The organism is Flavobacterium sp. 102, assembly GCF_003634615.1.
GTDB lineage: Bacteria > Bacteroidota > Bacteroidia > Flavobacteriales > Flavobacteriaceae > Flavobacterium.
The window spans coordinates 2,473,492-2,496,622 of record NZ_RBKX01000001.1; the positions used below are offsets into that span (position 1 = coordinate 2,473,492).

General features: G+C 34.6%; 21 protein-coding genes. 7 read left to right on the plus strand and 14 right to left on the minus strand.

Features of this window, described 5'->3' with window-relative positions:
- Nucleotides 1-9: 9 nt before the first annotated feature.
- The 7 genes from miaA to C8C84_RS10675 all read right to left on the minus strand — a co-directional run bounded on the left by miaA (nt 10) and on the right by C8C84_RS10675 (nt 7,142).
- On the minus strand, nt 10-945 hold the full coding sequence (gene miaA / locus C8C84_RS10645) for a tRNA (adenosine(37)-N6)-dimethylallyltransferase MiaA (protein ID WP_121313623.1): 936 nt from the start codon (nt 943-945) through the stop codon (nt 10-12).
- Complete coding sequence (locus C8C84_RS10650) at nt 938-1,771, minus strand: ion transporter (protein ID WP_121313624.1); 834 nt, start codon at nt 1,769-1,771, stop codon at nt 938-940. Before C8C84_RS10650 ends, miaA begins: the two co-directional genes overlap by 8 nt.
- Nucleotides 1,772-1,774: 3 nt before the next feature.
- Nucleotides 1,775-3,136, minus strand: a complete 1,362-nt coding sequence (locus C8C84_RS10655; protein ID WP_121313625.1) for an exonuclease domain-containing protein — start codon at nt 3,134-3,136, stop codon at nt 1,775-1,777.
- A 78-nt stretch (nt 3,137-3,214) separates the two neighbouring features.
- On the minus strand, nt 3,215-3,877 hold the full coding sequence (locus C8C84_RS10660) for a YggS family pyridoxal phosphate-dependent enzyme (RefSeq protein WP_121313626.1): 663 nt from the start codon (nt 3,875-3,877) through the stop codon (nt 3,215-3,217).
- 11 nt (nt 3,878-3,888) lie between these two features.
- Nucleotides 3,889-5,115 carry a DUF1015 domain-containing protein gene (locus tag C8C84_RS10665; protein ID WP_121313627.1) on the minus strand — a complete coding sequence of 409 codons (1,227 nt, stop codon included), beginning with the start codon at nt 5,113-5,115 and terminating at the stop codon, nt 3,889-3,891.
- 89 nt (nt 5,116-5,204) lie between these two features.
- Nucleotides 5,205-6,092, minus strand: a complete 888-nt coding sequence (locus tag C8C84_RS10670) for a 3-hydroxyacyl-CoA dehydrogenase family protein (RefSeq protein ID WP_121313628.1) — start codon at nt 6,090-6,092, stop codon at nt 5,205-5,207.
- A gap of 81 nt (nt 6,093-6,173) precedes the next feature.
- The gene (locus tag C8C84_RS10675; protein WP_121315043.1) at nt 6,174-7,142 is read right to left on the minus strand and encodes a Gfo/Idh/MocA family protein; all 969 of its coding nucleotides are present in this window, start codon (nt 7,140-7,142) and stop codon (nt 6,174-6,176) included.
- Between the two features lie 99 nt (nt 7,143-7,241).
- On the opposite strand from C8C84_RS10675, the gene C8C84_RS10680 reads away from it, so the two are divergent.
- Nucleotides 7,242-7,883, plus strand: coding sequence for a protein-L-isoaspartate(D-aspartate) O-methyltransferase (locus C8C84_RS10680; RefSeq protein ID WP_121313629.1), 642 nt, complete (start codon nt 7,242-7,244; stop codon nt 7,881-7,883).
- 24 nt (nt 7,884-7,907) lie between these two features.
- Nucleotides 7,908-11,654 carry a transglutaminase domain-containing protein gene (locus tag C8C84_RS10685; protein ID WP_121313630.1) on the plus strand — a complete coding sequence of 1,249 codons (3,747 nt, stop codon included), beginning with the start codon at nt 7,908-7,910 and terminating at the stop codon, nt 11,652-11,654.
- Between the two features lie 29 nt (nt 11,655-11,683).
- On the opposite strand, the gene smpB is transcribed toward C8C84_RS10685, so the two are convergent.
- Nucleotides 11,684-12,139: an SsrA-binding protein SmpB gene (gene smpB, locus C8C84_RS10690; RefSeq protein WP_121313631.1), complete on the minus strand. Its 456-nt coding sequence runs from the start codon at nt 12,137-12,139 to the stop codon at nt 11,684-11,686.
- Nucleotides 12,140-12,292: 153 nt separating this feature from the next.
- On the opposite strand from smpB, the gene C8C84_RS10695 reads away from it, so the two are divergent.
- Together C8C84_RS10695 and C8C84_RS10700 are read left to right on the plus strand one after the other, a co-directional pair.
- Nucleotides 12,293-12,931 (plus strand): outer membrane beta-barrel protein, encoded by a 639-nt coding sequence (locus C8C84_RS10695; protein ID WP_121313632.1) that lies wholly within the window; start codon nt 12,293-12,295, stop codon nt 12,929-12,931.
- 81 nt (nt 12,932-13,012) lie between these two features.
- A complete protein-coding gene (locus tag C8C84_RS10700; RefSeq protein WP_121313633.1) occupies nt 13,013-13,243 on the plus strand; it encodes a VF530 family DNA-binding protein in 231 nt (76 codons plus the stop codon).
- Here the strand turns inward: C8C84_RS10700 and C8C84_RS10705 are convergent.
- From C8C84_RS10705 to C8C84_RS10720, 4 genes are read right to left on the minus strand one after another with little or no spacing between them, the layout of a single operon-like run.
- Nucleotides 13,240-14,781 (minus strand): hypothetical protein, encoded by a 1,542-nt coding sequence (locus C8C84_RS10705; RefSeq protein ID WP_121313634.1) that lies wholly within the window; start codon nt 14,779-14,781, stop codon nt 13,240-13,242. The genes C8C84_RS10700 and C8C84_RS10705 overlap by 4 nt on opposite strands.
- A gap of 11 nt (nt 14,782-14,792) precedes the next feature.
- Nucleotides 14,793-15,965, minus strand: coding sequence for an ATP-binding cassette domain-containing protein (locus C8C84_RS10710; protein ID WP_121313635.1), 1,173 nt, complete (start codon nt 15,963-15,965; stop codon nt 14,793-14,795).
- Nucleotides 15,966-15,974: 9 nt separating this feature from the next.
- Nucleotides 15,975-16,535, minus strand: a complete 561-nt coding sequence (locus tag C8C84_RS10715) for a GNAT family N-acetyltransferase (protein WP_121313636.1) — start codon at nt 16,533-16,535, stop codon at nt 15,975-15,977.
- Between the two features lie 18 nt (nt 16,536-16,553).
- The gene (locus tag C8C84_RS10720) at nt 16,554-17,408 is read right to left on the minus strand and encodes an aldose 1-epimerase family protein (RefSeq protein ID WP_121313637.1); all 855 of its coding nucleotides are present in this window, start codon (nt 17,406-17,408) and stop codon (nt 16,554-16,556) included.
- A gap of 98 nt (nt 17,409-17,506) precedes the next feature.
- On the opposite strand from C8C84_RS10720, the gene C8C84_RS10725 reads away from it, so the two are divergent.
- Together C8C84_RS10725 and C8C84_RS10730 are read left to right on the plus strand one after the other, a co-directional pair.
- Nucleotides 17,507-17,788, plus strand: a complete 282-nt coding sequence (locus C8C84_RS10725; protein WP_121313638.1) for a hypothetical protein — start codon at nt 17,507-17,509, stop codon at nt 17,786-17,788.
- Between the two features lie 320 nt (nt 17,789-18,108).
- Entirely contained in the window at nt 18,109-18,603 is a 495-nt protein-coding gene (locus C8C84_RS10730) for a CAP domain-containing protein (protein ID WP_121313639.1), read from the plus strand.
- A gap of 83 nt (nt 18,604-18,686) precedes the next feature.
- On the opposite strand, the gene fumC is transcribed toward C8C84_RS10730, so the two are convergent.
- A complete protein-coding gene (gene fumC / locus C8C84_RS10735) occupies nt 18,687-20,084 on the minus strand; it encodes a class II fumarate hydratase (RefSeq protein ID WP_121313640.1) in 1,398 nt (465 codons plus the stop codon).
- 284 nt (nt 20,085-20,368) lie between these two features.
- Here fumC and C8C84_RS17135 point away from each other — a divergent pair, with 284 nt between their 5' ends.
- Nucleotides 20,369-20,542: a hypothetical protein gene (locus C8C84_RS17135; RefSeq protein WP_171223207.1), complete on the plus strand. Its 174-nt coding sequence runs from the start codon at nt 20,369-20,371 to the stop codon at nt 20,540-20,542.
- A 50-nt stretch (nt 20,543-20,592) separates the two neighbouring features.
- On the opposite strand, the gene C8C84_RS10740 is transcribed toward C8C84_RS17135, so the two are convergent.
- Entirely contained in the window at nt 20,593-23,052 is a 2,460-nt protein-coding gene (locus tag C8C84_RS10740) for a TonB-dependent receptor domain-containing protein (protein WP_121313641.1), read from the minus strand.
- Between the last annotated feature and the right edge of the window lie 79 nt (nt 23,053-23,131).

Genomic DNA, 23,131 nt, shown 5'->3' on the forward strand with positions numbered 1-23,131 from the left:
AATTTATTGTTAGGAGTTAGAAGTTTGGAGTTGGCGTTCTATGTGCTCAATAATCTTCTTTTTGTCCGTTTGATAATCAAACCACGTTGTGTTTTCTGTTCGTTTGAACCATGTCAATTGGCGTTTGGCAAAACGACGGGTATTTTTCTTGATTTCTTCTATGGCAAATTCTAAACCAATCTTTCCGTCAAAATAATCAAATAATTCACGATAGCCAACAGTTTGTAAAGCATTCAAATCTTTGTTCGGGTATAATTCTTTGGCTTCCACCAAAAGTCCTTCGCTAATCATCATGTCAACACGTTGGTTGATTCGGTCATACATAATTGCTCTGTCTGCTTCCAAACCAATGACAATAGGAGTGAAGTGACGTGAATTTTTCTTTTGTCCAATAAAACTTGAATACGGTTTTCCGGTTCCAATACAAACTTCTACAAACCGCTTCATGCGTTGCGGATTTTGTAACGTTTGCGGATTTTCAGCTGTCAATTTTTCGAAATAATAAACATCGAGTTCTTTTAAATTTTGCTGTAGATAATCTATCCCAAATGTTTCAAAATCAGTGTTAATTTGTATGCGTATAGCATCATCAATATCCGGAAAATCATCAAAGCCTTTTAATACCGCATCAACATACAAACCGGAACCGCCAACCATAATTTGGACACTTTTTTTTTGAAATAATTCATCTAGTTTAGCAATAGCTTCTTGCTCAAAATCACCCACAGAATACGAATCAAAAATCGATTTGTTTTGGATAAAATGATGTGTAGCGGAATTCAATTCTTCTTCGCTCGGAACGGCGGTGCCAATTTTCATTTCCTTAAAAAATTGTCGGCTGTCACAGGAAATAATATCGCAGCCAAAATGTTTAGCCAAAGCAATGCTCAAGGAAGTTTTTCCAATAGCTGTTGGGCCTATTATAGTAATAAGATAATTAGTCATTGTTAATTTTTTCGCCACAGTGATGGCAAAATTTGGCTTCTTCAGTTAAAATGGTGGTGCAATAAGGACATTTTGAAATTTCATTGGCAATCTTTTTGTTTTTCAAGCTAGAAAATTCAGCGGTTACGATTCCTGTAGGAACCGCAATGATTCCATAACCCATAATCATAATAAAAGAGGCAATGATTTGTCCTAAAGTAGTAACCGGAGCGATATCGCCATAGCCTACAGTAGTTAGTGTTACGATACACCAATAAATACTAGTCGGGATACTGGTAAAACCACTTTCTTTTCCTTCTACAACATACATCACAGCGCCTAATAATATCGAGACAATTAAAATAAAATAGACAAATACAATAATTTTGGTTCGGCTGGCTTTGATGGCCAACTTCAACTGTGATTCTTGTCCGGTGAAGTGAACCAAGTTTAGAATCCCAAATAAGCGTAATAATCTTAAAGCTCTAATGACCGATAACATTCTCGAACCCGGAAATATAAAGGACAAATACATCGGCATAATAGAAATTAAATCGACGATGCCATAAAAACTAAAAATATAAGAAAGCGGTTTTCGGTTGCACAAGATTCGAAGAATATATTCTAAGGTAAAAAAAATGGTTATGACCCATTCGGCGATTAGTATAAATTCATGGTATTTCGAGTCTAATTTTTCAACAGATTCAAGCATGACCAAGAGTACGCTCAAAAGAATTACGCCCAATAAAATCAAGTCAAATAGACGACCGGCAAAAGTATTTGAACCATAAATAATGATGTAAATTTTTTGTCTGAAAAGATCGTATTTGCTCTTGATTTGTTTCATCTCCTAGAATTTTACAATTCGGATTACTTTATGACGTCGCAAATAACATTGAATAATCGTTCTTGTATCTCGGTTATTTTGCATCGGGATAATGATGTTTTTCAAGATTTCGATGTTGTTGACTTGGTAGTTTAAATCGAAGAAACAATAACCTTTGTAAATACCATTTTCTATGAGAACAGCACTGCGTTCGTTGATATTTCTACCACGATCTATAATGACCATATTGTCATTTTCAAACTTCATTTCACGGATGAATTCTTCTACGCGTGCGTTGTATTCATTGGTTGGCTCTTGATTTAAACAAGCGCCGTTGCACTCTTTTATTTTTAATTGGAAACAACCGTTTTGCGTATCGTATAAACCATTAATTTTTTGGCACAAATGATGTTCAGCCGTGATTTTATGCAAAATGTTTTTGCCTTCCTGAATCGATGTAAACGAAGTGATTTCTTTTTTGCGACCATCCGCTTTTTGAACTTTTAAGGCCAAATACCCATTTTCATCTTTTTCAACACACAATGCATATTGAAAAATAGTCTTGCGCTGGGCACGATTATAAATTGGTTTGTTTATTTTGATTTCTTCGCTTTCTTTTAATAAAGCAATTAACTCGTTACCGGTTTCTTCATAAGTTACGGCAAAAACTTCGCGCTGAATCTTCTTGCTTTTGCTTGAAGTTCCGGTGAAATGCTGGTTAATTCGCTTTTTAATATTTTTGCTTTTGCCAATATAAATCAAATCGCCTTTCTCGTTGTGAATGTAGTAAATGCCGGTTCTGTTAGGCATGCTTTCAGCAATGTCAAGTAACTTTGGCGACAATCCTTTTTTGATTTCGGCTTTGATTAAACTGATTAAGATTTCTTTTTCGACATCTTTATCCAAAATCATTTTGAACAATTTTACGGTAGCCAAAGCATCACCACTGGCACGATGTCTGTCGGTTACCGGAATTCCCAAAGACCGAACCAGTTTACCCAAACTGTAAGAAGCTTGTCCCGGAATTAATTTCTGAGACAATTCAACCGTGCAAAGTGTTGGTTTGATATAATCATAACCCAATCGATTAAATTCTGTTCGCAAAATTCTATAATCAAAAGACGCATTGTGTGCGACAACAATACAACCTTCAGTAATTTCTATAATACGCTTGGCAACTTCATAAAACTTTGGTGCAGAGCGTAGCATAGCATTATTAATTCCGGTCAATTTCACCACAAAAGGCTGAATCGGTTTTTCAGGATTGACCAAACTGATGAATTGGTCTACGATTTCGTGTCCGTCAAATTTGTAGATGGCGATTTCGGTTATGCCTTCTTCATTAAATTGACCTCCGGTAGTTTCTATGTCGAGTATTGCGTACAAAATAAGTGTTCAGTGTTCAGTTTTTAGTGTTCAGAATGAAATTCATTTTTCAAATTTTCAAATTGACACATTTTCAAATTATCTATTTCCAAATATACTACTTCCAATCCGAACCATGTTGCTTCCGCAGTCAATTGCTAATTGGTAGTCACCGGACATGCCCATGGATAGGGTTGTAGGTTGCAAGTTTTGGGTTGTAGGTTGTTTTTGTATCGAGTCAAATATCGATTTTAAATGATTGAATTCTCGTTTGATTTGCTCTTGATTATCAGTAAATGTAGCCATTCCCATTAAACCAATGACTTTAATATTTGTAAAGCTTTTAAATTCTTCTGAATTTAATAATTCTTCCAGTTCTTTTTCGTCTAAACCAAATTTGGTTTCTTCTTCAGCAATGTGAATTTGAAGTAAACAATTAATATTTTTTCGCCAACGAACCGCATGACGGTTGATTTCTTTGAGCAATTTCAAACTATCAACACCATGAATCAGTTTCACATACGGAACCATATATTTCACTTTATTGGATTGCACGTGACCAATCATGTGCCATTCAATATCCTTTGGCATTTGCTGCCATTTCTCGGTCATTTCCTGGATTTTGTTTTCTCCGAAAATGCGTTGGCCTTCATTATAGGCTTCCATCAAATCGGCAACAGGTTTGGTTTTAGAAACCGCTACCAATGTTACATTTTCAGGAAGAGAAGATTTTATTTCGAGAAGATTGTCTTTAATTGACATTTGCTTTTTGATTATAATTCATAAACCATCAATCCACTTCTGAATTTAGGTTCAATATACGTACTTTTGGGTGGCATGATTAAATTGTTATCTGCTAATGCTTTGATTTCAGAGATATCCGAAGGGTAGAGCATAAAGCCTACTTCAAATTCGCCTTCGTCTACCAATTCTTTTATCGTTAGAATAGATTGCTTTCCGGGAATGTATTCAATGCGTTCATCATTTCGCAAATCTTCTATGCCTAACAAAGGTTGCAAAACTTTATCATATAAAATTTGTGCGTCTAAATTTCCTAAAATAGAATTTTCATCATTGACATTGTTTCCCTGTTTGTAAAACAAAGCATAGAAATTGCCATCGAGATACATGCCAAATTCAAACTTACTTTGCGGTTTCCAAAGTTCTTGTTCTTTGTCTTTAATGATGAAATATTCGGAGAGTTTTTCTAAAAAAACATCTTTTGAATGACCATTCAGATCGCGAATAATTCTGTTAAATTCATAGATTTTGACATTGCTTTCAGCAATCAAAAAACTCATGAAATAATTCAGATTTTCATTGCCTAAATGTTGGTCTTCATTATAAAGTAATTCCGCCGATGCTGAGCGGTGATGACCATCAGCAATATAAAGCTCAGGAATATTTTCAAATTGTTGGATTAACCAATTGATTTCTTCCTCGGTTTCTATTTTCCAAAGTTGGTGTTGCTCTTTATTAGTGGTAGAATAATTGTAAATTGGTGTACTTTTTTTCTTTTCAGTTATCCAAGAATTTAAAGTTGCATTATCTGGATACGTAATCAAAACCGGTTCGGTATTAAAACCCGTTTGGTGCAAATAATCTTTAAAATATTCTACGCGATACTGCAATGTATCTTCGTGTTTTTTGATGACATTATTCTTGTAATCTTCAATTGAAGTGCCGGCAACTATTCCAATGAAAGACTGTGCTTTGGTCCTGATTTCATACAGAAAAAAAGCAGGTTTGTCTTCTGTCATAAAAACACCATCATCTTTGAAGTCTTGGTATTTGTGCGCTACGCCTTTAAAACGTTTGTCCAAAGTAATTTTCTGCGAATACATATACGCAGGATGAATTACATGCAAAAACGAATACGGATTAAAACTCAACCAAGCCGCTAGCTCCGCCGAACTGTAATCATCGTAGTTTCTGCAGGTGACCAATGCTACTTTATCGGGTGTTGGACGGACCGCTTTGAAAGGGATTATTTTGCTCATAATTTAACCGCAAAGGTCGCTAAGTTTTCGCAAAGGTCGGAAAGGATTAGCGTGCTTTGCATTTCCATTGCGAACTTTGCGGTTAGATTTTATTTAAATTGATTTGAAATTTTTTCAGCTTTCTTAGATTCTGAATAATCATAAAAACCTTCACCGGATTTCACACCAAGCTTTCCGGCCATAACCATGTTCACTAATAGTGGGCAAGGCGCGTATTTTGGGTTTTTGAAACCGTCGTACATTACGTTCAAAATAGAAAGACAAACATCCAATCCGATGAAATCGGCTAGTTGTAACGGTCCCATGGGATGTGCCATTCCGAGTTTCATTACGGTATCAATTTCGCTTACGCCGGCAACGCCATTGTATAAAGTTTCAATAGATTCGTTAATCATTGGCATCAGTATTCTATTGGCTACAAAACCCGGATAATCGTTGACTTCTGTTGGTGTTTTTCCTAATTTCACCGATAAGTCCATGATGATTTTCGTCACTTCGTCAGAGGTGTTGTAACCGCGGATAATTTCTACCAATTTCATAATCGGCACCGGATTCATAAAATGCATTCCGATTACTCTTTCCGGATGAACAACTTGTGCAGCGATTTGGGTAATAGAAATTGAAGAAGTGTTTGTAGCTAATATGACATTATGGTCACAGATATCACTTAGCTGCTTGAAGATGTTTAGTTTTAACGTAACGTTTTCTGTCGCTGCTTCCACCACTAAATCACAACCAACGACACCGTCTTTAATATCGGTGTAAGTGATGATGTTGCTTATGGTTTTGTGTTTGTCGTCTTCAGTAATGGTTCCTTTTGAAACCATTCGGTCAAGATTAGCCGCAATTGTGGCCATTCCTTTTTCCAAAGATTTCTCTGAAACGTCAATTAGTTTTACGGTAAAACCGCTTTGTGCAAAAGTATGAGCAATTCCGTTGCCCATCGTTCCTGCGCCTATTACAGCAATTGTATTCATTATATTGGTTTAGTTTGTTTTGATATTTAACCGCAGATTCACAAATTAAAAATAGGTAATTTGTGAATTTGTGGTAGAATTTTATTTTTCATTCATCGAATCGATAATCATATAAGCAACTCGCAAAGCTTCCGTTCCGTCTTCTAAAGTTACTACCGGAGTTCCGTTACTATTGATGGCATCGGCAAAAGTTTCCAGTTCATCCAAAATCGCATTGTTTGGTGCCACTTCAGGATTATTGAAATAAATTTGCTTCTTTTCGCCTTCCGCATTTTGTAAAATCATATCAAAATCGCCCGGAACTTCAGGTGCTTCTTTCATTCTTACGACTTCACAAACTTTGTCTAAATAATCGACAGAGATATAAGCATCCTTTTGGAAGAAACGTGACTTACGCATATTTTTCATCGAAATACGGCTCGAAGTAATATTAGCGACACAGCCGTTTTCAAATTCGATTCGGGCATTCGCAATATCAGGGGATTGACTCAAAACAGAAACACCACTGGCGTGAACGGCTTTTACTTTTGATTTGACCACGCTCAAAATTGCATCGATATCATGAATCATTAAGTCTAAAACCACCGGAACATCGGTACCGCGCGGATTGAATTCGGCCAAGCGATGGGTTTCGATGAACATTGGGTTGTCTATTTGATTTTTGACGGCTGTAAAAGCAGGATTGAATCTTTCAACATGACCCACTTGCCCTTTAATATTGTATTCTTTGGCCAAAGCAATGATTTCTTCCGCTTCGGCTACTGTGGCGGAGATTGGTTTTTCTATAAAAACATGTTTCCCCGATTTGATAGACACTTTGGCACATTTATAATGCGATAGTGTAGGAGTAACGATGTCAATCACATCCACAGCGTGAATTAATTTGGCTATCGTATCAAATTGTTTGTATCCAAACTCGGCTTCGATTTTGGCTCCGTTTTCGTGATTTTCATCATAGAAACCAACGAGTTCGTATTTTTCAGATTGTTGTAGTAATCGCAAGTGTATTTTTCCGAGGTGACCGGCACCTAAAACGCCAACTTTGAGCATAGAAATGTATTTTAAACAAAAATAGAAATTAATTGATAATTGGTAATTGATAATTGATAATTTGTTTTCTATTTTTACCAAAATAAATCGCTACCTACATTGAAAGATACCAACAAACATCAAGGACTTCGAAATCAATTGGCTAAACTGCTGGAAGAAAAAGGAATTACGGATAAACATGTTTTAGATGCTATTCGTAAAATTCCGAGACATTTGTTTTTAAATTCTAGTTTTGAAGACTTTGCGTACCAAGACAAAGCATTTCCAATTGCGGCCGGACAAACCATTTCTCAACCTTATACTGTAGCTTTTCAAACCGAATTATTAAAGGTAAAGAAAGATGATAAAGTACTCGAAATCGGAACAGGTTCGGGTTATCAAACAGCGGTTTTGGTGGCGATGGGTGCCAAAGTTTATTCGGTGGAAAGACAAAATGAGCTGTTTAAAATCACTTCAGCGTTGTTGCCCAAATTAGGCATTCGCCCAAAACATTTATCGTTTGGTGACGGTTATAAAGGATTACCTAATTATGCTCCGTTTGACAGTATCATTGTAACTGCCGGCGCGCCGATTATTCCGAAACCATTGATGGCACAATTAAAAGTAGGCGGAAGATTGGTCATTCCTTTAGGCGAAGGTGACCAAGTAATGACGATGTTAATTCGTAAAAATGAAACCCAATTTGAAAAACACGAGTTTGGAGAATTCCGTTTTGTACCGTTATTGCAAGATAAAAATTAAACCAACCCTTTTTAAATCAGTATAATGAAAAAAATCCAAATTTTCTTTTTGTTATTCTCAACTTTTATGTTTGCTCAAACAGCAGAAAAGAAAGTTTGGGATTTATTACTCGCCAACAAAAGAACAGAAGCTAAAAAGCTATTTGATAAAGAATTTAAAACTACATCCGATACCAAAGTGGAGTATTTTTTACTCGGAAAAATGATTGAACTCGAAAACGGGAAATTAGATTTTGATGAAACATTCATTACAACTTTGGTGAAATTTCCCGAAAGCAAATACTATTTGACTTCATTATTGAAACAACAATTTATTTTAGATGATATACAAACGGTTGGTTTTAATGATTACACCTATAAAAAGATTGATGCACTGATAGCTTCAGAGATTTTCAAAGATGATCCGGTTGTAATTTATTACAAGGCTACAGCCGACAGAAATATCAAAAATCTCGAAGGTTATAATAAATACATCAAACAATTGAATTCGATTATGAACTGGCAATTGTGTGGTGTTTTCGAAAACTTAAACGATAGTGGTATTGATATTGAGTACGAACCGGAGGTTTATCCAATTAATGACAAGTTATTTGATGCGAACAGTAACGGTAAAATTGGTTGGTATAATCCAAAAATAATACAAAATGAAGGTTATCATACTTTTTCTAATGAAGATGAATATGGCAACGGAATAATGTATTCGCAAGTGTTTGTTGAAAATCCGATAGAGCAGGAAGTTGTGTTAAATTTCGGAATGAGTTCGTCGTTGAAAATATTTATAAATGACACTGAAGTTTATGTTAATACTTTGAACAAACTATCTGATTTGAATGCCTTCAAGTTAAAAGTTAAATTGCCGAAAGGGATGAATAGAATTTTGGTTAAGTCTTCAATTGCTGGAGGAAACAACTACTTCATTCTTTCGTTAACAGATGCAAAAAACAAAAAAATAGATAGTTTAGTTTATCATAATACATATAAAGAGTATACAAAATCAACACTTCAATCTTTACAAGTGGAAGAATTGACTCCTGATTATGAAATTTTTTTGGCACAAAAAATAAAAGAAAATCCATCGAACGTGTTTTATAAATTCATGTTGTACGATGCTTATATTCATAACAAAAAATTAGAACTGGCTCACGATCTTATTGACGAGTTAAATACCATGTATCCTAATAGTTCCATTGTGAAAACAAGAATCAGTCAATACTATTCTTATAAAGATGATACAGCCAAAGTAAATGAAATTGTAAAAAATCTTGAACTTCAAGATCCAGAATATTATTATACTATTGCCACTAAAGCAATAGATAGTGAGTGGTTAAAATCTGCAAGTATTGCAGAACTGGAAAAGATGCGAGACAATGCCAAGAAATTGACTTCACCGGTTTTTGGTTACTTGTTTGATTTTTTAATCAATGCCCGAAATTCTAATGTTCAGGCCATGATGAAAAACGCAGAAGAAATTATGAGTATATCGCACAACAGCGAGTTTTATGTGACCACTTTTGCACCATTGTATGATTCTTTAGAAAAAAACAAAGAGAAAACTATCAAAATGCTTGAAGATTTGGTTAATAAAAAAGACAATTTCAAAGCTATGGCCGCATTGATCAGATATTATAGAGAGGCAAACAGAAAGGAAGACATAAAGCGTTTATTTATCGAACGAAAAAATTGTTATCCTTATTTTACCGGAGTTGCTTCTGATTACATCAATATACTTATCGAAGAGAAGAAGTATGCTGAAGCATTGGTAGAAATTGATAATTCATTGGCGCTTTATCCGTATTCTTTCTATTTAATGGAACGAAAGGGAATGGTATACAATTATATGTCAAATTTGAAAGAAGCGGAAAAGTACATGAGACAATCATTGGAATACAATCCTGAAAACAGCAATCTGAGAAAACAATTGTATGACATTACCAAAACACCCGATGAGATTGAGGAAATTGATGTAAAAGACAAATACAAAATAATCAAAGAAAGAAGAAATTCTAAATTGAAAAGCGATTATGGAGTGGTTACCTTATTAGATGAATACATTGTTAATATTTTACCTGAAGGTGGAAGAAAATCGAAAGTAGTTCTTATTTATGAAATTACCGCTGAAAATGGAATTGAGGAAATGAAAGAATACCATTTAAATACTTATGGCATTACACTTCAAAAATCAGAAATCGTAAATACTGACGGTACGGTTGTACCAGCAGAAGAAGGCTCTGAAACATTGGTTTTTCCTAATTTGAAAGTTGGTGATGTTATTTACATCGAGTATGAATCGTTTAGCAATTCGACAGGAAGATTCTATAAAGACTTTAACTTAGATTGTTATTTCAATAGTACTTATCCTTCGGTTGAAGCTGTTTTTGCTATTATCAATCCGGAAAACATTCAATATTCTTCTAAATTAAATAATGGAAACATTACACCGGTTGTCAAAAAAATAAACAATAAGATCTGTCATATATGGAAAAGAAATAATATTCCAGCGATGCCTTTATTGGAACCGTTCTCCAAAAATTTTACCGATTTAACCAATACTATTAATATTAGTTCTATAAAATCTTGGAAAGAAATTTCGAATTGGTATGCTGATTTGGTTAAAAAAACATTGACTTTAGATAAAATAACTAAAACCACTTTTGACGGTATATTCCCAAATGGAGTAAACGGTATGTCACAAGAAGCTATTGCTAAAAAGATTTATGCTTACATAGAAGACAATATCAAGTACAGTTCACAAGATTTCAGACAAAGTGGTTATGTTCCGCAAAAGCCGTCTAAAACCATTACAACTAAATTAGGGGATTGCAAAGATGTATCAACACTTTTTGTTGCTTTGTCTCAATTGGCCGGATTAAAATCAAATTTGGTTTTGGTTTCTACCAATGAAAATAGCGCACACATGATGTCTTTACCTTCTAAAGATTTCAACCATTGTATCGTCAAAACTATCATTGACGGAAAAGAAGTATTCTTAGAATTAACCGATAAATTTTTGCCTTTCAAAGCGTTACCAATGTCATTGTACAAAGCAAATGCTTTAGTAATTTCATTTGATAAAACTGAAAATGAAAAAGCATCAATAATTGAAATTCCGTTTGATAATGCTATTGTGAACGGATTGAGTTCAACTAGTATTGTTCATGTTACGGATACTGATATTAGTTATGTGAGTACTCACATTGTAAAAGGTGCCAATAAGTCTTATTACAATGAATTATTTTCCAATTCAACTACGGAAGATGTACGCAAAAAAGATTTGGAAGAGCAATTTAGTTCCAAAATCAAAAAGGGAATCAAACTCCAATCTGTTAAAGTGATAAAAAATGACACTTTTGAAGATGCAATTGAATTTGAGACCCAATTAAAACTCAGTGAAAAAATTAAGAGTGTCGGCAATTTAAAAATAACAGATATTCCTTTTGTAGAAAGAGTTTACACACGTGACATTATAGCTCAAGAAGCCAGAAATTATGACATCAAATATATTTCTTATGAAAATAATATTGACTATAACTCAACAATTTTTCTTAATGTTCCGGAAGGTAAAAAATTCACCGAGATTCCTGAAAGTAAAGCTTATAACTATAAAGACCACAATTATTCTATCAACTTTGAATTGGTTAAACCAAATTCTTTGAAAATTGTTAGAACAGTAAAAACGCCTTGGGATGATATCAATGTAGCTGATTATCCGGAATACAAAAAATACCTCGAAGAAGTACTCGCTACAGAAGAGCAAGTCGTAGGTTTCAAATAACAGAAAAATCCACCCAAAAGGTGGATTTTTTATTTGAATTCTTTTTTAATACGATCAATATCACGTTTCGTATCTTGTTCTTTTAAACTTTCGCGTTTGTCATAGGTTTTCTTTCCTCGGCAAAGTCCGATATCCAATTTGGCCATTCCTTTTTCATTGGTAAATAACTTCAGTGGAATAATGGTCAAGCCCTTAGTATCCATAGCTCTTTCGAGTTTTTTTAACTCGCGTTTATTCAACAACAATTTGCGTTCGCTTTTGGCTTTATGGTTGAATTGATTACCATACAAGTATTCATCAATTTGCGTATTGATAGCAAATAATTCTCCGTTGTGAAATTCACAAAATCCTTCTGTAATATTGGCTTTACCCAAACGAATCGATTTGATTTCGGTTCCAGTTAAAACAATACCCGCTGTGTAAGTTTCGATTATTTCGTAATCGAACCTTGCACGTTTGTTAAGTATGTTTATCGTTTTCAACATCGGATGGCAAATGTAATAAACAAATGCCTAATTATTTTCAGAAATGGGGACGAAATTATCAATAAAAAAAATGTTTAAACAATGATTTATATCAGTTTTTGGGCTAATTCTTCCGACTAATTTTGGGGTATAATTTTAAACTAACAAATCAAAATGAAAAAATTATTATTAGTAGCAGGATTAGCCATTTTTAGTTTAACTGCTCAAGCACAAGAAAAAAGTAAAGGATTAGAAGGCGCATGGTGGGCAACTTCACAATTTGGTTACCAACAGACAAAAGAGGGTGATACAAAAGGGACTAATTTAACCGTTTTACCTTTGGTAGGTTATTTTGTTTCTCCATCTGTAACTGTTGGCGCCGGTGTTGGGATGATCAACATCAAATCTGAAACTGGTTCTACAACAAATGCCAATACAAATCTAGTTGTGTTTGAACCATTGGTTAGAAAATACTGGAATGTAGCCGGAAATCTTTACTTTTTTGGTCAATTGGCAACACCAATTATCTCAGGAAAGGAAAAAGAATCAGATACTAAAGTGACCCAATTTGGTGTAGCGATGTCTGGTGGTTTTGATTTTTTTGTTACTAAAAACTTCTCAGTTGAGTTTTCTTATGATTTAGCCAACTTTACATCAACAACTATTAAGCCTGATAGTGGCGATAAAACAACCGTTAACAATTTTTCAATTGCACACGTAGCTACTCCGGATCAAGCTTATGTTAATTTACTTGGTGGAAGTGCTCCAAACTTAACCACTCCGTTATCTTTCGGATTTAAGTTTATATTTTAAAATTATCGTTTGCCCCATTTTTTTTGGGTTGAAAAGACCGTCACTTGTTAAAAAGTGACGGTTTTTTTATATTTTTATCCCATGCAAAAAACCTCTTCAAAAGATCCACTTCATGGTGTTACTCTTCAAAAAATAGTGGAACAATTGGTCGACTATTATGGCTTTGATACTTTAGGCGAATTGATCAATATCAAATGCTTTAATAGCAATCCGAGTATTAAATCAAGTTTAACTTTTTTACGAAAAACCGATTGGGCCAGAAAACAAGTGGAAGCGCTCTACATCAAAACCCTTCCTAAGTTTTCCAGTTAGCTATCAGCCAAAGCTCGCCAAGCTTTAATTTTTATTGAAAAGAACGCCATCATTAAGAAAATGAATCCAAAGTTTATCATTAGCATTAGATCATCATTGTCTTTCAAGAATTTTAATGTTGGATGATTTTCATATTTGAATCCGGCTCTGTAGTAACCACAGGTATATCTCATTATCTGTAATGTGACCGTATAAACCAGCGGTATGAATGCTGGAAATAACCACAATAATGCATTAAGCGTAATGCCTGAAATACCTTTTTTTGTCTTATTTGCTATTACTATTATGAAATACCCGAATAAGACCAAAGTGATAATTAACAATGCCCATATGTAAAAATATTCTGAAGAAGAAAGCGCAGCAGCTATTCCGAGTAAGATGTTTAAAACGCCCATGCTGACCAGCGCAATTAACCAATTCCGTCCTGAAGTCGCTTTGAATGAAAACACTACAATTGACAAGCCCATCGCAAAATAAAGAAAGATTAAAAACATTTCTGAGGTTACTGATGAATTGACATAAGTGTCAGCAATTTTTTGGTAATTGTATTCTAATTGATCCGCAGGAATATAAGTTTTATAATAAACATATTTGTCTCTACCAATTACTTTCAAATACTCATTAATAGAATCGATTTTGCCTTTTTGAAGTGGTACAGCCGTTACTGCTTCTGTAGCATATTGATCGTAATTATCATAGTCATAGTTATAATCTCCATTGTTATAGAAATCTTTAACTCGCTTGGCAATAACCCTTTTTTGTTCAAATTCAGGGAAATTGTAAACTAAAGAAAACCATTGATTTTCATCTATGTTGGAAACCAATTGGTGTTCTTTTACCATGTCAAAATAGTTTTTCATCACGGCTTTGACAGAATCTTTGTTGTCATTTACCAACCAACTTTTGACTTTGACTTTGGTGAGCGAATCCCATTTTGCATCAAAAAAAGAATAATTTTCAATGTCTTTGTTAAGTAATGAATTTAGAGGATATTTTTTGTCCTTGAAAAGCATGTAATCCAACACGACATAATTTGTAGAATCATTAATGAACCTTTTTTCTGTTTTGGCTTCGTCATAATTTTGACCATAAAAAATACTGGCTTTGCTTAAAGTTTCGCAGCGTTTTTTGGCTTCATTTTCAGAATAATAGCTTTTGATTCTTAAATCACAACCCAACTCATAAGTAAGCGCAAAGGTGCTCACTAGAAATGAAATCAATAAAATCAGACACCATTCTTTAAATAATGAAAAATCCCCTTTTGGATAAAAGGCCTTGAAAGCATTATTTTTAAAGTAATAGACCAGCCAAATAACAAAGGTTAGAAAAGAGATTAAGACACTAAAAAAGATGATAGCACCTTCATTACTAGAGTTGTAGTTTTGTTCCGTTTCATTGAAATTTAAAGCGCCATCGATATAGCCAATCACCAGAAAGATGACATGCATTACTATTAAGAAACAAGTTAAAGGCACCGCTTTTGTATTCCAAAGCAATGGATAATTCAGTAGTAAATATTTTTGAGTTTTTTTGAACATAAGAAATGGCTTTAGGAAACGAAAAATCTTCGGGTTGAGTTGGATATATTTCTAAAATAGAGTAGTGGCACTTTATTTTCTGCTATGATTTTAAGAAAATCGTGTACGGAAACACTATCAGAAAACGTAATGATGAAAGTGCCGCCATTAAACTGAATGGAGACCATTCCGTGTTTGTTAAACAAGTCGCCTAATTCATTTTGTGCCCAACTACTTTCAAATTCGATGACCAAATGATTAATGACTTCTTTTGCTTGGCTGTCAACTTCTGCCATTTTGCTTTGGTGAAGATTCTTTTGCACACCATTTTTCAGGAAGATTACTTGATCGGAAGTTTTTTCAACTTCATACAACTGTTGCGAACTTAACACAATTCCTAAAGGTCGAAACGGCGATTTGGCAATCGACTTGAAATCTTCTAAAACCGTTTGTTGCGCGATGATATCTAAGTTGGCCAAAGGTTCGTCAATCAATAATATTTTTGGTTTTCTGAGTAGCATTCTCGCCAGTTCAAAACGCATTTTGTAGCCGGATGACAAGCTTTTCCAACTATGATTTTTAAATTTTCGCAAACCTAAACGAGCAATGATTAGTTCTACAACCAATTCATTTTCTTCAGGATTATAACCATAAGTTACGGCGGCAAACTGCAAATTTTCAAGCATTGAACCATACCAAGTATCCGTTCGTTGCGGAATGTAAACCAACTTGGTTCTCAAGTCATAAATATCTTTGTAATCAAAATGATATTTCAAATCACCATGAGTCGCATGCAATTCACCACAAAGTGTTCGAAGTAAAGTGGTTTTTCCGTTACCGTTTTCACCAACTAAGCCCAGAATTTCTCCTTGCTTAAGTTCCATGTCAATTGGTCCAAGTGCAAATCTCGCATTTCCATACGATTTGACAATGGCTTTAGTAGAAACCAAAGTATCTCTATCAGCTAATGGTTTTCGCGATAAATGGGAATGCAAATCATTTAAAATCGTTTCGTATTTTTCTTTTTTGGTTTCGATTGTGTTTTCATTGGCATCAACCCAATCTAAAAAATGCAATGTCTTTTTATAATGATTGATGTCTTCAGTATCTAGCGTTAAATCAATGATTCTTTTGGTTAGGATGGTGTAGTCTTCAAACTTTAAAAAGTTGAGTAACTCCTGAAATTGCTTTTCAAATTCGTTCATGTAATGGTGTTATTTTTTAAAGTTTCGTTTTAATAAAGAATAGATAACAGTGTCCCAAAATTTTCCTTCCCACAACTCATTTTCGAGAATATGAGCTTCTTTGACAAAGCCGTTTTTTTGCAAAACTCTTTCCGATGCCGTGTTTCCGGGATCAATTACCGCTTCAATAGAATGCAGGTTCATTTGTTCAAAACCATATTCTACAACGGCTTTTATCGCTTCGGTGATATAACCTTTGCCATTGTATTCTGGTAATGACATATAACCAATTTCTGCCCGATGATTTTCGGGTTGGATTCGGTAATGGCCTATGATACCAATAATTTTGTTGCTTCCTTTGATAGTGATTCCCCAATTGATACCGGTATTGTTTTCGATTTTTTTTTCAATCATAGCAATATGTACCAGCGCCTCTTCTTTGGTTTTGGCCAAAGGTCTCGGAATGTATTTCATGGTTTCAGGATTGCCGCGAAGGGCTAAAACTTCCTCAACATCATTTTGGTCAATTCGGCGCAAGAGTAATCGTTCGGTTTCAATATTTTGAAAGGGATGAAAATTAATGGTAAGCATAAATTCGTTTTTGTAAATTTATACAATTTCTACACTAAAAGTATACGCTGTGTCAGAATTACTTTCCAATAATTTTACGCCTTCTTTTTCGAGTATGTTTCCATTAGCGTTTATAGTATCAGCATAGCCTAACCAAGGTTCGAGACAGATAAATGGCGCGTTTAATTTGGTCCAAATGCCGAGATTAGGAAAATTATCGAACTTGAAATTTAAAATAGGATTGTTGTTTTCAAGAATTTGAATTTGTTTGGATTGTAATGATTTAAATACCAAAGCATCTTTTTCGAACAAAGAATAGGTGAGTGGCAATTGTTCATTTTTCAATTGAATACATTGCGTTTTATCCGAAAGTAAATCATTTTCCAATCCATAACTAATCAACTTTTCACCTGATTCAAATTGTAGAGTATAGTTTTCGAATTTACCCTTTAAAGCAAAAGCCGGATGACCGCCGATAGAAAAAGGCATCGTTTCTGAACTGTTGTTGATTACTTTATAAGTAACAATTAACTCTGTTTTTTTTAAGGTATAAATGAGTTGTAACTCAAATTGGAATGGATAAATGTTAAAAGTTTCAAGAGTGTTTTGTAAAGAAAAAACTACTTTGTTTTTTTCTTGCGAGACAATATTAAAATCAAAATCTCTGGCAAATCCATGTCGAGATAGGAAGTAAATCTTGTCTTTATATTGGTAAGAATTATTTTTTAAAGTACCAACAATCGGGAATAGTACAGGTGAGTGTTTGCCCCAAAAATAAGGGTCTCCTTCCCAAATGTATTCTTTTTTTGTTTTAAGGGATTGTAACGAAATAAGTTCAGCGCCTTTATGGTTTATAGTTGCAGACAGTATTGAATTTGAGAGAGTTGTAGTCAAAATTAATTAAGCTTTTTTTTGTAAATGTTTGGTTAGCAAATATATTTTATTAATTTTATTCTGCCCATAAATCTATTTACAAACTTAATCTTAGCATTATGAAACCCAACTTTGAATCTATCGAGAAGGAGACTATTCAGCTTCTTTCCTTTCCTCAATCCGACGTACTTGATAACAGTGAAGAAATCCAACAAAGACATTTAGATTTGCATAGAGCTTTGGCTTTAGGCAATTTGGAACATTCGAAAATCAGAATTTATTTTGAGGACAATCAATCTAAAAAAGTGGTAGAAACTACTGTTTGGGCTGTTACAGACCAAAGAGTTATTTTAAAACAAGGCCATTCAATACCGATTAATAGGATTTACAAATCTGCTTAATACTTTTTCATTTTTATAGAAAATATAAACCATTCTTCGGAGTGGTTTTTTTATTTACAAAAGAGAAACTAAAAATATCGACGAAATGCATAATAGTAAGAAAATATCTTATTAAATTTATATAATAGTGTATTTCAACGATTTTATTTGTATTTTAATCGGTGTTTTTGCTAATATTGTTCAAGAAAATAAAACAATACGTTCTTAAAAAACAAAATCTATAAAGTGTTTGCCCCACATCTACTTTATTAAAACCTGTCAAAATTAATCGAATAAAGTGTTTGCCCCACATCTACTTTATTAAAACTTAACCTACTACTATGAAAGCAAAAATGTTTAGAGCATTGTTGCCGCTAGCAATCGTGTTCACTATGGTGTCTTGTTCTTCTGACTCAGAAGGAACAACAGAAGACAAACAAGTTGTAACTACCTACAATTACAACGAGAATGAGTTAAAATTAGTTACGCTAATTAACGACTACCGTGAGAGCCTTGGATTAAACACCCTTCAAGTAATCAATCACATCTCTTACAAATCAGAAGAGCACAATTATTACATGATTGAAAAAAATGTGTTTAATCACGATTATTTTCAGCAACGATCAGACAACTTAATCAGAGTATTAGGAGCAGAAAGAGTAGGCGAGAATATTGCCTATAATTATCAAACTCCGGAAAGTGCATTTGCGGCTTGGTTAAACAGTCCGGCACACAAAGCTAACATAGAAGGTGACTACACGCACTTTGGAATTTCAGTTACAACAAATCCGGATACCGGAAGAAAATATTACACTAATATGTTAATAAAAAAATAGTTTGATTATTGTTTTGTTTGATTTTGACAGATCGAAAAACCCGGCTCTAAACCGGGTTTTATTATTTTGAATACATTCTATTTCTACTTTAAACTTCCTACCATGTCTTCGGGTTTTACCCAAGCATCGAAGTCTTCAGGAGAAACATAACCCAATCTAACCGCTTCTTCTTTTAAAGTTGTACCGTTTTTATGAGCGGTTTGCGCAATTTCGGCTGCTTTGTAATAACCGATTTTGGTATTTAAAGCGGTAACCAACATCAATGAATTGTCTACCAACTCTTTAATACGTTTGTGGTTTGGCTCAATACCTTGTGCACAATGTTCGTCAAAAGAAACACAAGCATCACCAATCAAACGAGCTGACTGCAAAAAGTTGGCTGCCATTACCGGTTTGAAAACATTCAATTCATAATGACCTTGCATTCCGCCAACAGCAATCGCTACGTCGTTACCCATAACTTGAGCACAAACCATTGTCAAAGCTTCGCACTGTGTTGGATTTACTTTTCCAGGCATGATAGATGAACCCGGTTCGTTTTCAGGAATTAGGATTTCGCCAATTCCCGAGCGCGGACCTGAAGCCAACATTCTGATATCGTTTGCAATTTTATTTAAGGAAACGGCCAATTGTTTTAAAGCACCATGCGCTTCAACAATTGCGTCGTGAGAAGCTAAAGCTTCAAATTTATTCGGAGCTGTTACAAAAGGATGACCGGTGAATTGGGCAATATATTCGGCTACTTTTACATCGTAACCCGCTGGTGTGTTTAATCCGGTTCCTACGGCAGTTCCGCCTAAAGCTACTTCAGACAAATGGGACAAAGTATTTTTTAAAGCTTTTAAACCGTAGTTCAATTGCGCAACATAACCAGAAAGTTCTTGTCCTAAGGTAAGTGGCGTGGCATCCATCAAGTGTGTTCTTCCGATTTTCACCACATTCATATATTCTTTTGATTTGGCTTCTAAAGTATTGCGCAGTTTTTCAACTCCCGGAATTGTTACTTCAACCGCTGCTTTGTAACAGGCAATATGCATTCCGGTTGGAAAGGTATCGTTAGAAGATTGTGATTTGTTGACATCATCATTGGCTTTTACCAGTTGTTCGCCTTCACCGATTTTGAATCCGGCTAAGACTTGAGCGCGATTGGCAATCACTTCGTTTACGTTCATGTTGCTTTGCGTTCCTGAACCGGTTTGCCAAATCACCAATGGAAATTCATCCGTTAATTTTCCGGCAAGTATTTCGTCACAAACGGCTGCAATCGCATCGCGTTTTTCGGTTGAAAGCGCACCTAAGTCACAATTGGCGTAAGCGGCCGCTTTTTTCAAGTACGCAAAACCTTCTACGATTTCTTTTGGCATAGAAGCTGATGGGCCAATTTTAAAGTTATTTCTTGAACGTTCGGTTTGTGCGCCCCAATATTTATCGGCAGGCACTTTAACTTCGCCCATGGTGTCTTTCTCAATTCTGTATTCCATTGTGTTTATTGTTTGTTGTTAATGTGTATTGTTTATGCTTTATTTTAGCCCCGATTGAAGTGGAAATCCTCTTTATTGCTTTGAAGAAAAGCCCTTTCCCGAAACTTCGGGGCGCTCAGGGTGACAAAGCAATAAAAAGATTGCAACGGAAAGCGGGAAACAGCTCCTAAAAAAGCCTTGCAAAATTAGTGATAAAAACTATTTAATAAAAATTGATTTTGTTTTTTGGTAAGCTTAAATATTCCGCTTACATTTGCGTATAATTCAAAAAAATTCCGGAAAACATGTTTGAATTTCAACAGTATTTAGGGTTCTTAGCTTTCTTAACTATTTTAACGATTGGTTTTTGGTTGATGATATTTTTAATCACTTTCATTGTTCCTTATTGGATTTTTGGTGGTGTTAAAGAATTATTGGCTGAAAGAAAAGCACAAAAAGAAGCCGAACAAACAGCCTAGTTTAAACTAGATGTTCATAAAAAAGCCCCGAAATTCGGGGCTTTTTTAATTTATGATCCTGGGAAATCTCCGCCATCATCTTGTTGACCATTACGCGGTTTTCTTTCTTTTTCGTTTTTAGGTACGTTGAAACGGTAAGTAAAAGAGAAGTTGATTTGTCTCACTCTCCATTGCATTTCGCTATAAGAGTCTACTTCGCCCGGAAGATAGGTTTCTGAAATTCTCTTTCTGGAATTGAAAACATCATTTACATTTAGAGAAAGAGTTCCTTTGTCTTTTAGAATGTCTTTACTGAAACCTAGGTTCATGCTAAAAACGCCTAAGCTTTTTCCTTGTGCTTGTTTTTGAGCGCCATTATAAGTAGCGTTGGTTTGCCAATCTATTTTATAAGGTAATGTTATTTTTGAGGTTACTCTCGTAAACCATGAAGTTGCACTAAAATCAAAATTTTGCACAACAAGGTTATCATTTAAATCGGTATAAGAGTAATCACCATCGGTTTCGTTGTAGAAGAAGTTGAAATTACTGTTCAATTTCCACCATTTGTACGGTGAATAATTTAAGGTAAATTCAAAACCAACTCTATATTGTGTAGCCAAATTGATAGGCGAAGTAATAATTACCGGAATATCGTTTTGCAATTCTCCGTTTGGTCTTCTCACAAATTGGAATGAATCAGATGTTTTGTTACCGTAAAGTGACGTGTTGAACGTTAATTTGTTCCAACGTTTGATATACCCTAAATCGACAGCATCAGTGAAGGCCGGATTTAAATCGGGATTTCCTTGAAAAATATTAACGTTACTTGATAAGTTGTTAAATGGATTAAGGAATCGTCCTCTTGGTCTTTGAATTCTTCGACTGTAGCTTATGGAAGCACTTGTTTGATCTCCGATTTCGTAAGTAAAGAAAGCACTCGGGAAAAAGTTATCGTATTTTTTGTTGTTGAAATCATCGGTTGCCAATTGGTTTACATCAATATTAGAATCTTCCCAACGTGCGCCAAAAAGGAAAGAGAACTTCTTCACTTTAAAGCCATAACTGGTGTACAACGCATTCACATATTCCTTGTATTCTAAAGTATTGGTAAATTGAGGCGAAGGAACTCCGTCATTGATTACGCTGAAATCGGAAATGTTTTTAGAAAAATCACCTTTGTAACCGAATTCAAATTGGCTTCCTTTTCCAATAGGATAAACGTAATCTGCTTGAAATAAGTTTCTGCTTTGCTTTTGATTATTGGTAGTTTCGTCTAAACCAACAATACTGGTATTGGTAGCCGTATCCGAAATTAGAGCCAAATTTTTGTCTGTATTAGAAGAGAAGGAACCATCAATGGTTAATTTGTGACCTTCTTTTTTAAAGTTTTTAGTGAAGTTGGTCGAAAATTCCACATTCTTACTTTTACTGTCTTCGTAGTTGATACGATTTCGGGTATAATCATATACGCGATTGGCATCGTAATAGTCTTGCAAGACATTGTCAACATTATCGCCGAGACTTCTTCTGTAATTAATAATATTCGTCCATGTCAATGATTTAGTTAAGAACCAATCAAAACCAAAATTGCCATTGTAAGATTCATTCAAACGATCATTTTCACGGGTTTCATACAAATAGTTTCTGGTCGTATTGTCGTCGTTTAAATATCGGGAATTGGTTAACGCATTTCCCGGATTGTTTCTAAGACTATAGCCTTGAGTGGTGAATAGATTGAAATTTTCCTCTTTATAGTTTAGTGTTCCGCTCAAACTATTGTTTTTTGGATCTCCAATTCCGCCAATGAATGTTCCGTTAATACCTTGGTTTTTTCCTTTTTTTAGTATAATATTCAATAATCCGCCGCCGCCTTCTGCATCATAACGTGCTGATGGATTCGTGATTACTTCTACTTTCTCAATCGCATCTGCCGGAATTAATCGCAAAGCTTCAGTAATATTGATTGCATTCGATGGTCTGCCGTCAATTAAGATTCTAACGTTTTCATTTCCTCTTAAACTCACATTTCCTTCAACGTCAACAGAAACAGAAGGAATATTGTCTAAAACGTCACTAACCGTACCGCCTTTAACCATTAAGTCGTTTCCGACGTTGTACACTTTTTTGTCAAGCTTGATTTCAACAGTCGTTTTTTCGGCTCTAACAACCACTTCGTTTAGTTGTGTGGCATCTTCTTCTAAACCAATTGTTCCTAAATTGGTATTTTCAGTCAATTGCTTTGCCTTAATTTCGGTAGGTTTAAATGAAATAAACTCGATGATGATATCAAATTCTCCGGTAGCGGCATCAACAGCAAAATTTCCTTTGTTGTCTGTTATTCCACCGAAAATTTGTTTTGGGTTTTTGGTATTTTTTAAAGTAATGGTTGCATATTCTAAAGGCAATTTGCTTGTCTTTTCGATAACATTACCGGTAATAATAATTTTAGCTCGTGGTGGATTTTGTTGTGCCAACGCTAAAAATGAGCAGCAAAATAAAAGTAGGGTTGAGATAATTTTAATTTTTTTCATCTAAAATGTTTTGATTCTTGCTTAAGAGTGCAAAAGTACACTTTGGTTTAAGGGACAATTCACAAATGTTTGTTAAATG

What these genes read in the sequence shown, in the direction of transcription:
- C8C84_RS10665 (WP_121313627.1), bottom strand. Translation starts at nt 5,115, where the DNA reads ATGAGCAAAATAATCCCTTTCAAAGCGGTCCGTCCAACACCCGATAAA.
- C8C84_RS17135 (WP_171223207.1), top strand. Translation starts at nt 20,369, where the DNA reads ATGTTTGAATTTCAACAGTATTTAGGGTTCTTAGCTTTCTTAACTATT.
- fumC (WP_121313640.1), bottom strand. Translation starts at nt 20,084, where the DNA reads ATGGAATACAGAATTGAGAAAGACACCATGGGCGAAGTTAAAGTGCCT.
- C8C84_RS10710 (WP_121313635.1), bottom strand. Translation starts at nt 15,965, where the DNA reads ATGAACGAATTTGAAAAGCAATTTCAGGAGTTACTCAACTTTTTAAAG.
- C8C84_RS10705 (WP_121313634.1), bottom strand. Translation starts at nt 14,781, where the DNA reads ATGTTCAAAAAAACTCAAAAATATTTACTACTGAATTATCCATTGCTT.
- C8C84_RS10695 (WP_121313632.1), top strand. Translation starts at nt 12,293, where the DNA reads ATGAAAAAATTATTATTAGTAGCAGGATTAGCCATTTTTAGTTTAACT.
- C8C84_RS10740 (WP_121313641.1), bottom strand. Translation starts at nt 23,052, where the DNA reads ATGAAAAAAATTAAAATTATCTCAACCCTACTTTTATTTTGCTGCTCA.
- C8C84_RS10725 (WP_121313638.1), top strand. Translation starts at nt 17,507, where the DNA reads ATGAAACCCAACTTTGAATCTATCGAGAAGGAGACTATTCAGCTTCTT.
- miaA (WP_121313623.1), bottom strand. Translation starts at nt 945, where the DNA reads ATGACTAATTATCTTATTACTATAATAGGCCCAACAGCTATTGGAAAA.
- C8C84_RS10650 (WP_121313624.1), bottom strand. Translation starts at nt 1,771, where the DNA reads ATGAAACAAATCAAGAGCAAATACGATCTTTTCAGACAAAAAATTTAC.
- C8C84_RS10730 (WP_121313639.1), top strand. Translation starts at nt 18,109, where the DNA reads ATGAAAGCAAAAATGTTTAGAGCATTGTTGCCGCTAGCAATCGTGTTC.
- C8C84_RS10700 (WP_121313633.1), top strand. Translation starts at nt 13,013, where the DNA reads ATGCAAAAAACCTCTTCAAAAGATCCACTTCATGGTGTTACTCTTCAA.
- C8C84_RS10670 (WP_121313628.1), bottom strand. Translation starts at nt 6,092, where the DNA reads ATGAATACAATTGCTGTAATAGGCGCAGGAACGATGGGCAACGGAATT.
- smpB (WP_121313631.1), bottom strand. Translation starts at nt 12,139, where the DNA reads ATGTTGAAAACGATAAACATACTTAACAAACGTGCAAGGTTCGATTAC.
- C8C84_RS10660 (WP_121313626.1), bottom strand. Translation starts at nt 3,877, where the DNA reads ATGTCAATTAAAGACAATCTTCTCGAAATAAAATCTTCTCTTCCTGAA.
- C8C84_RS10685 (WP_121313630.1), top strand. Translation starts at nt 7,908, where the DNA reads ATGAAAAAAATCCAAATTTTCTTTTTGTTATTCTCAACTTTTATGTTT.
- C8C84_RS10675 (WP_121315043.1), bottom strand. Translation starts at nt 7,142, where the DNA reads ATGCTCAAAGTTGGCGTTTTAGGTGCCGGTCACCTCGGAAAAATACAC.
- C8C84_RS10715 (WP_121313636.1), bottom strand. Translation starts at nt 16,535, where the DNA reads ATGCTTACCATTAATTTTCATCCCTTTCAAAATATTGAAACCGAACGA.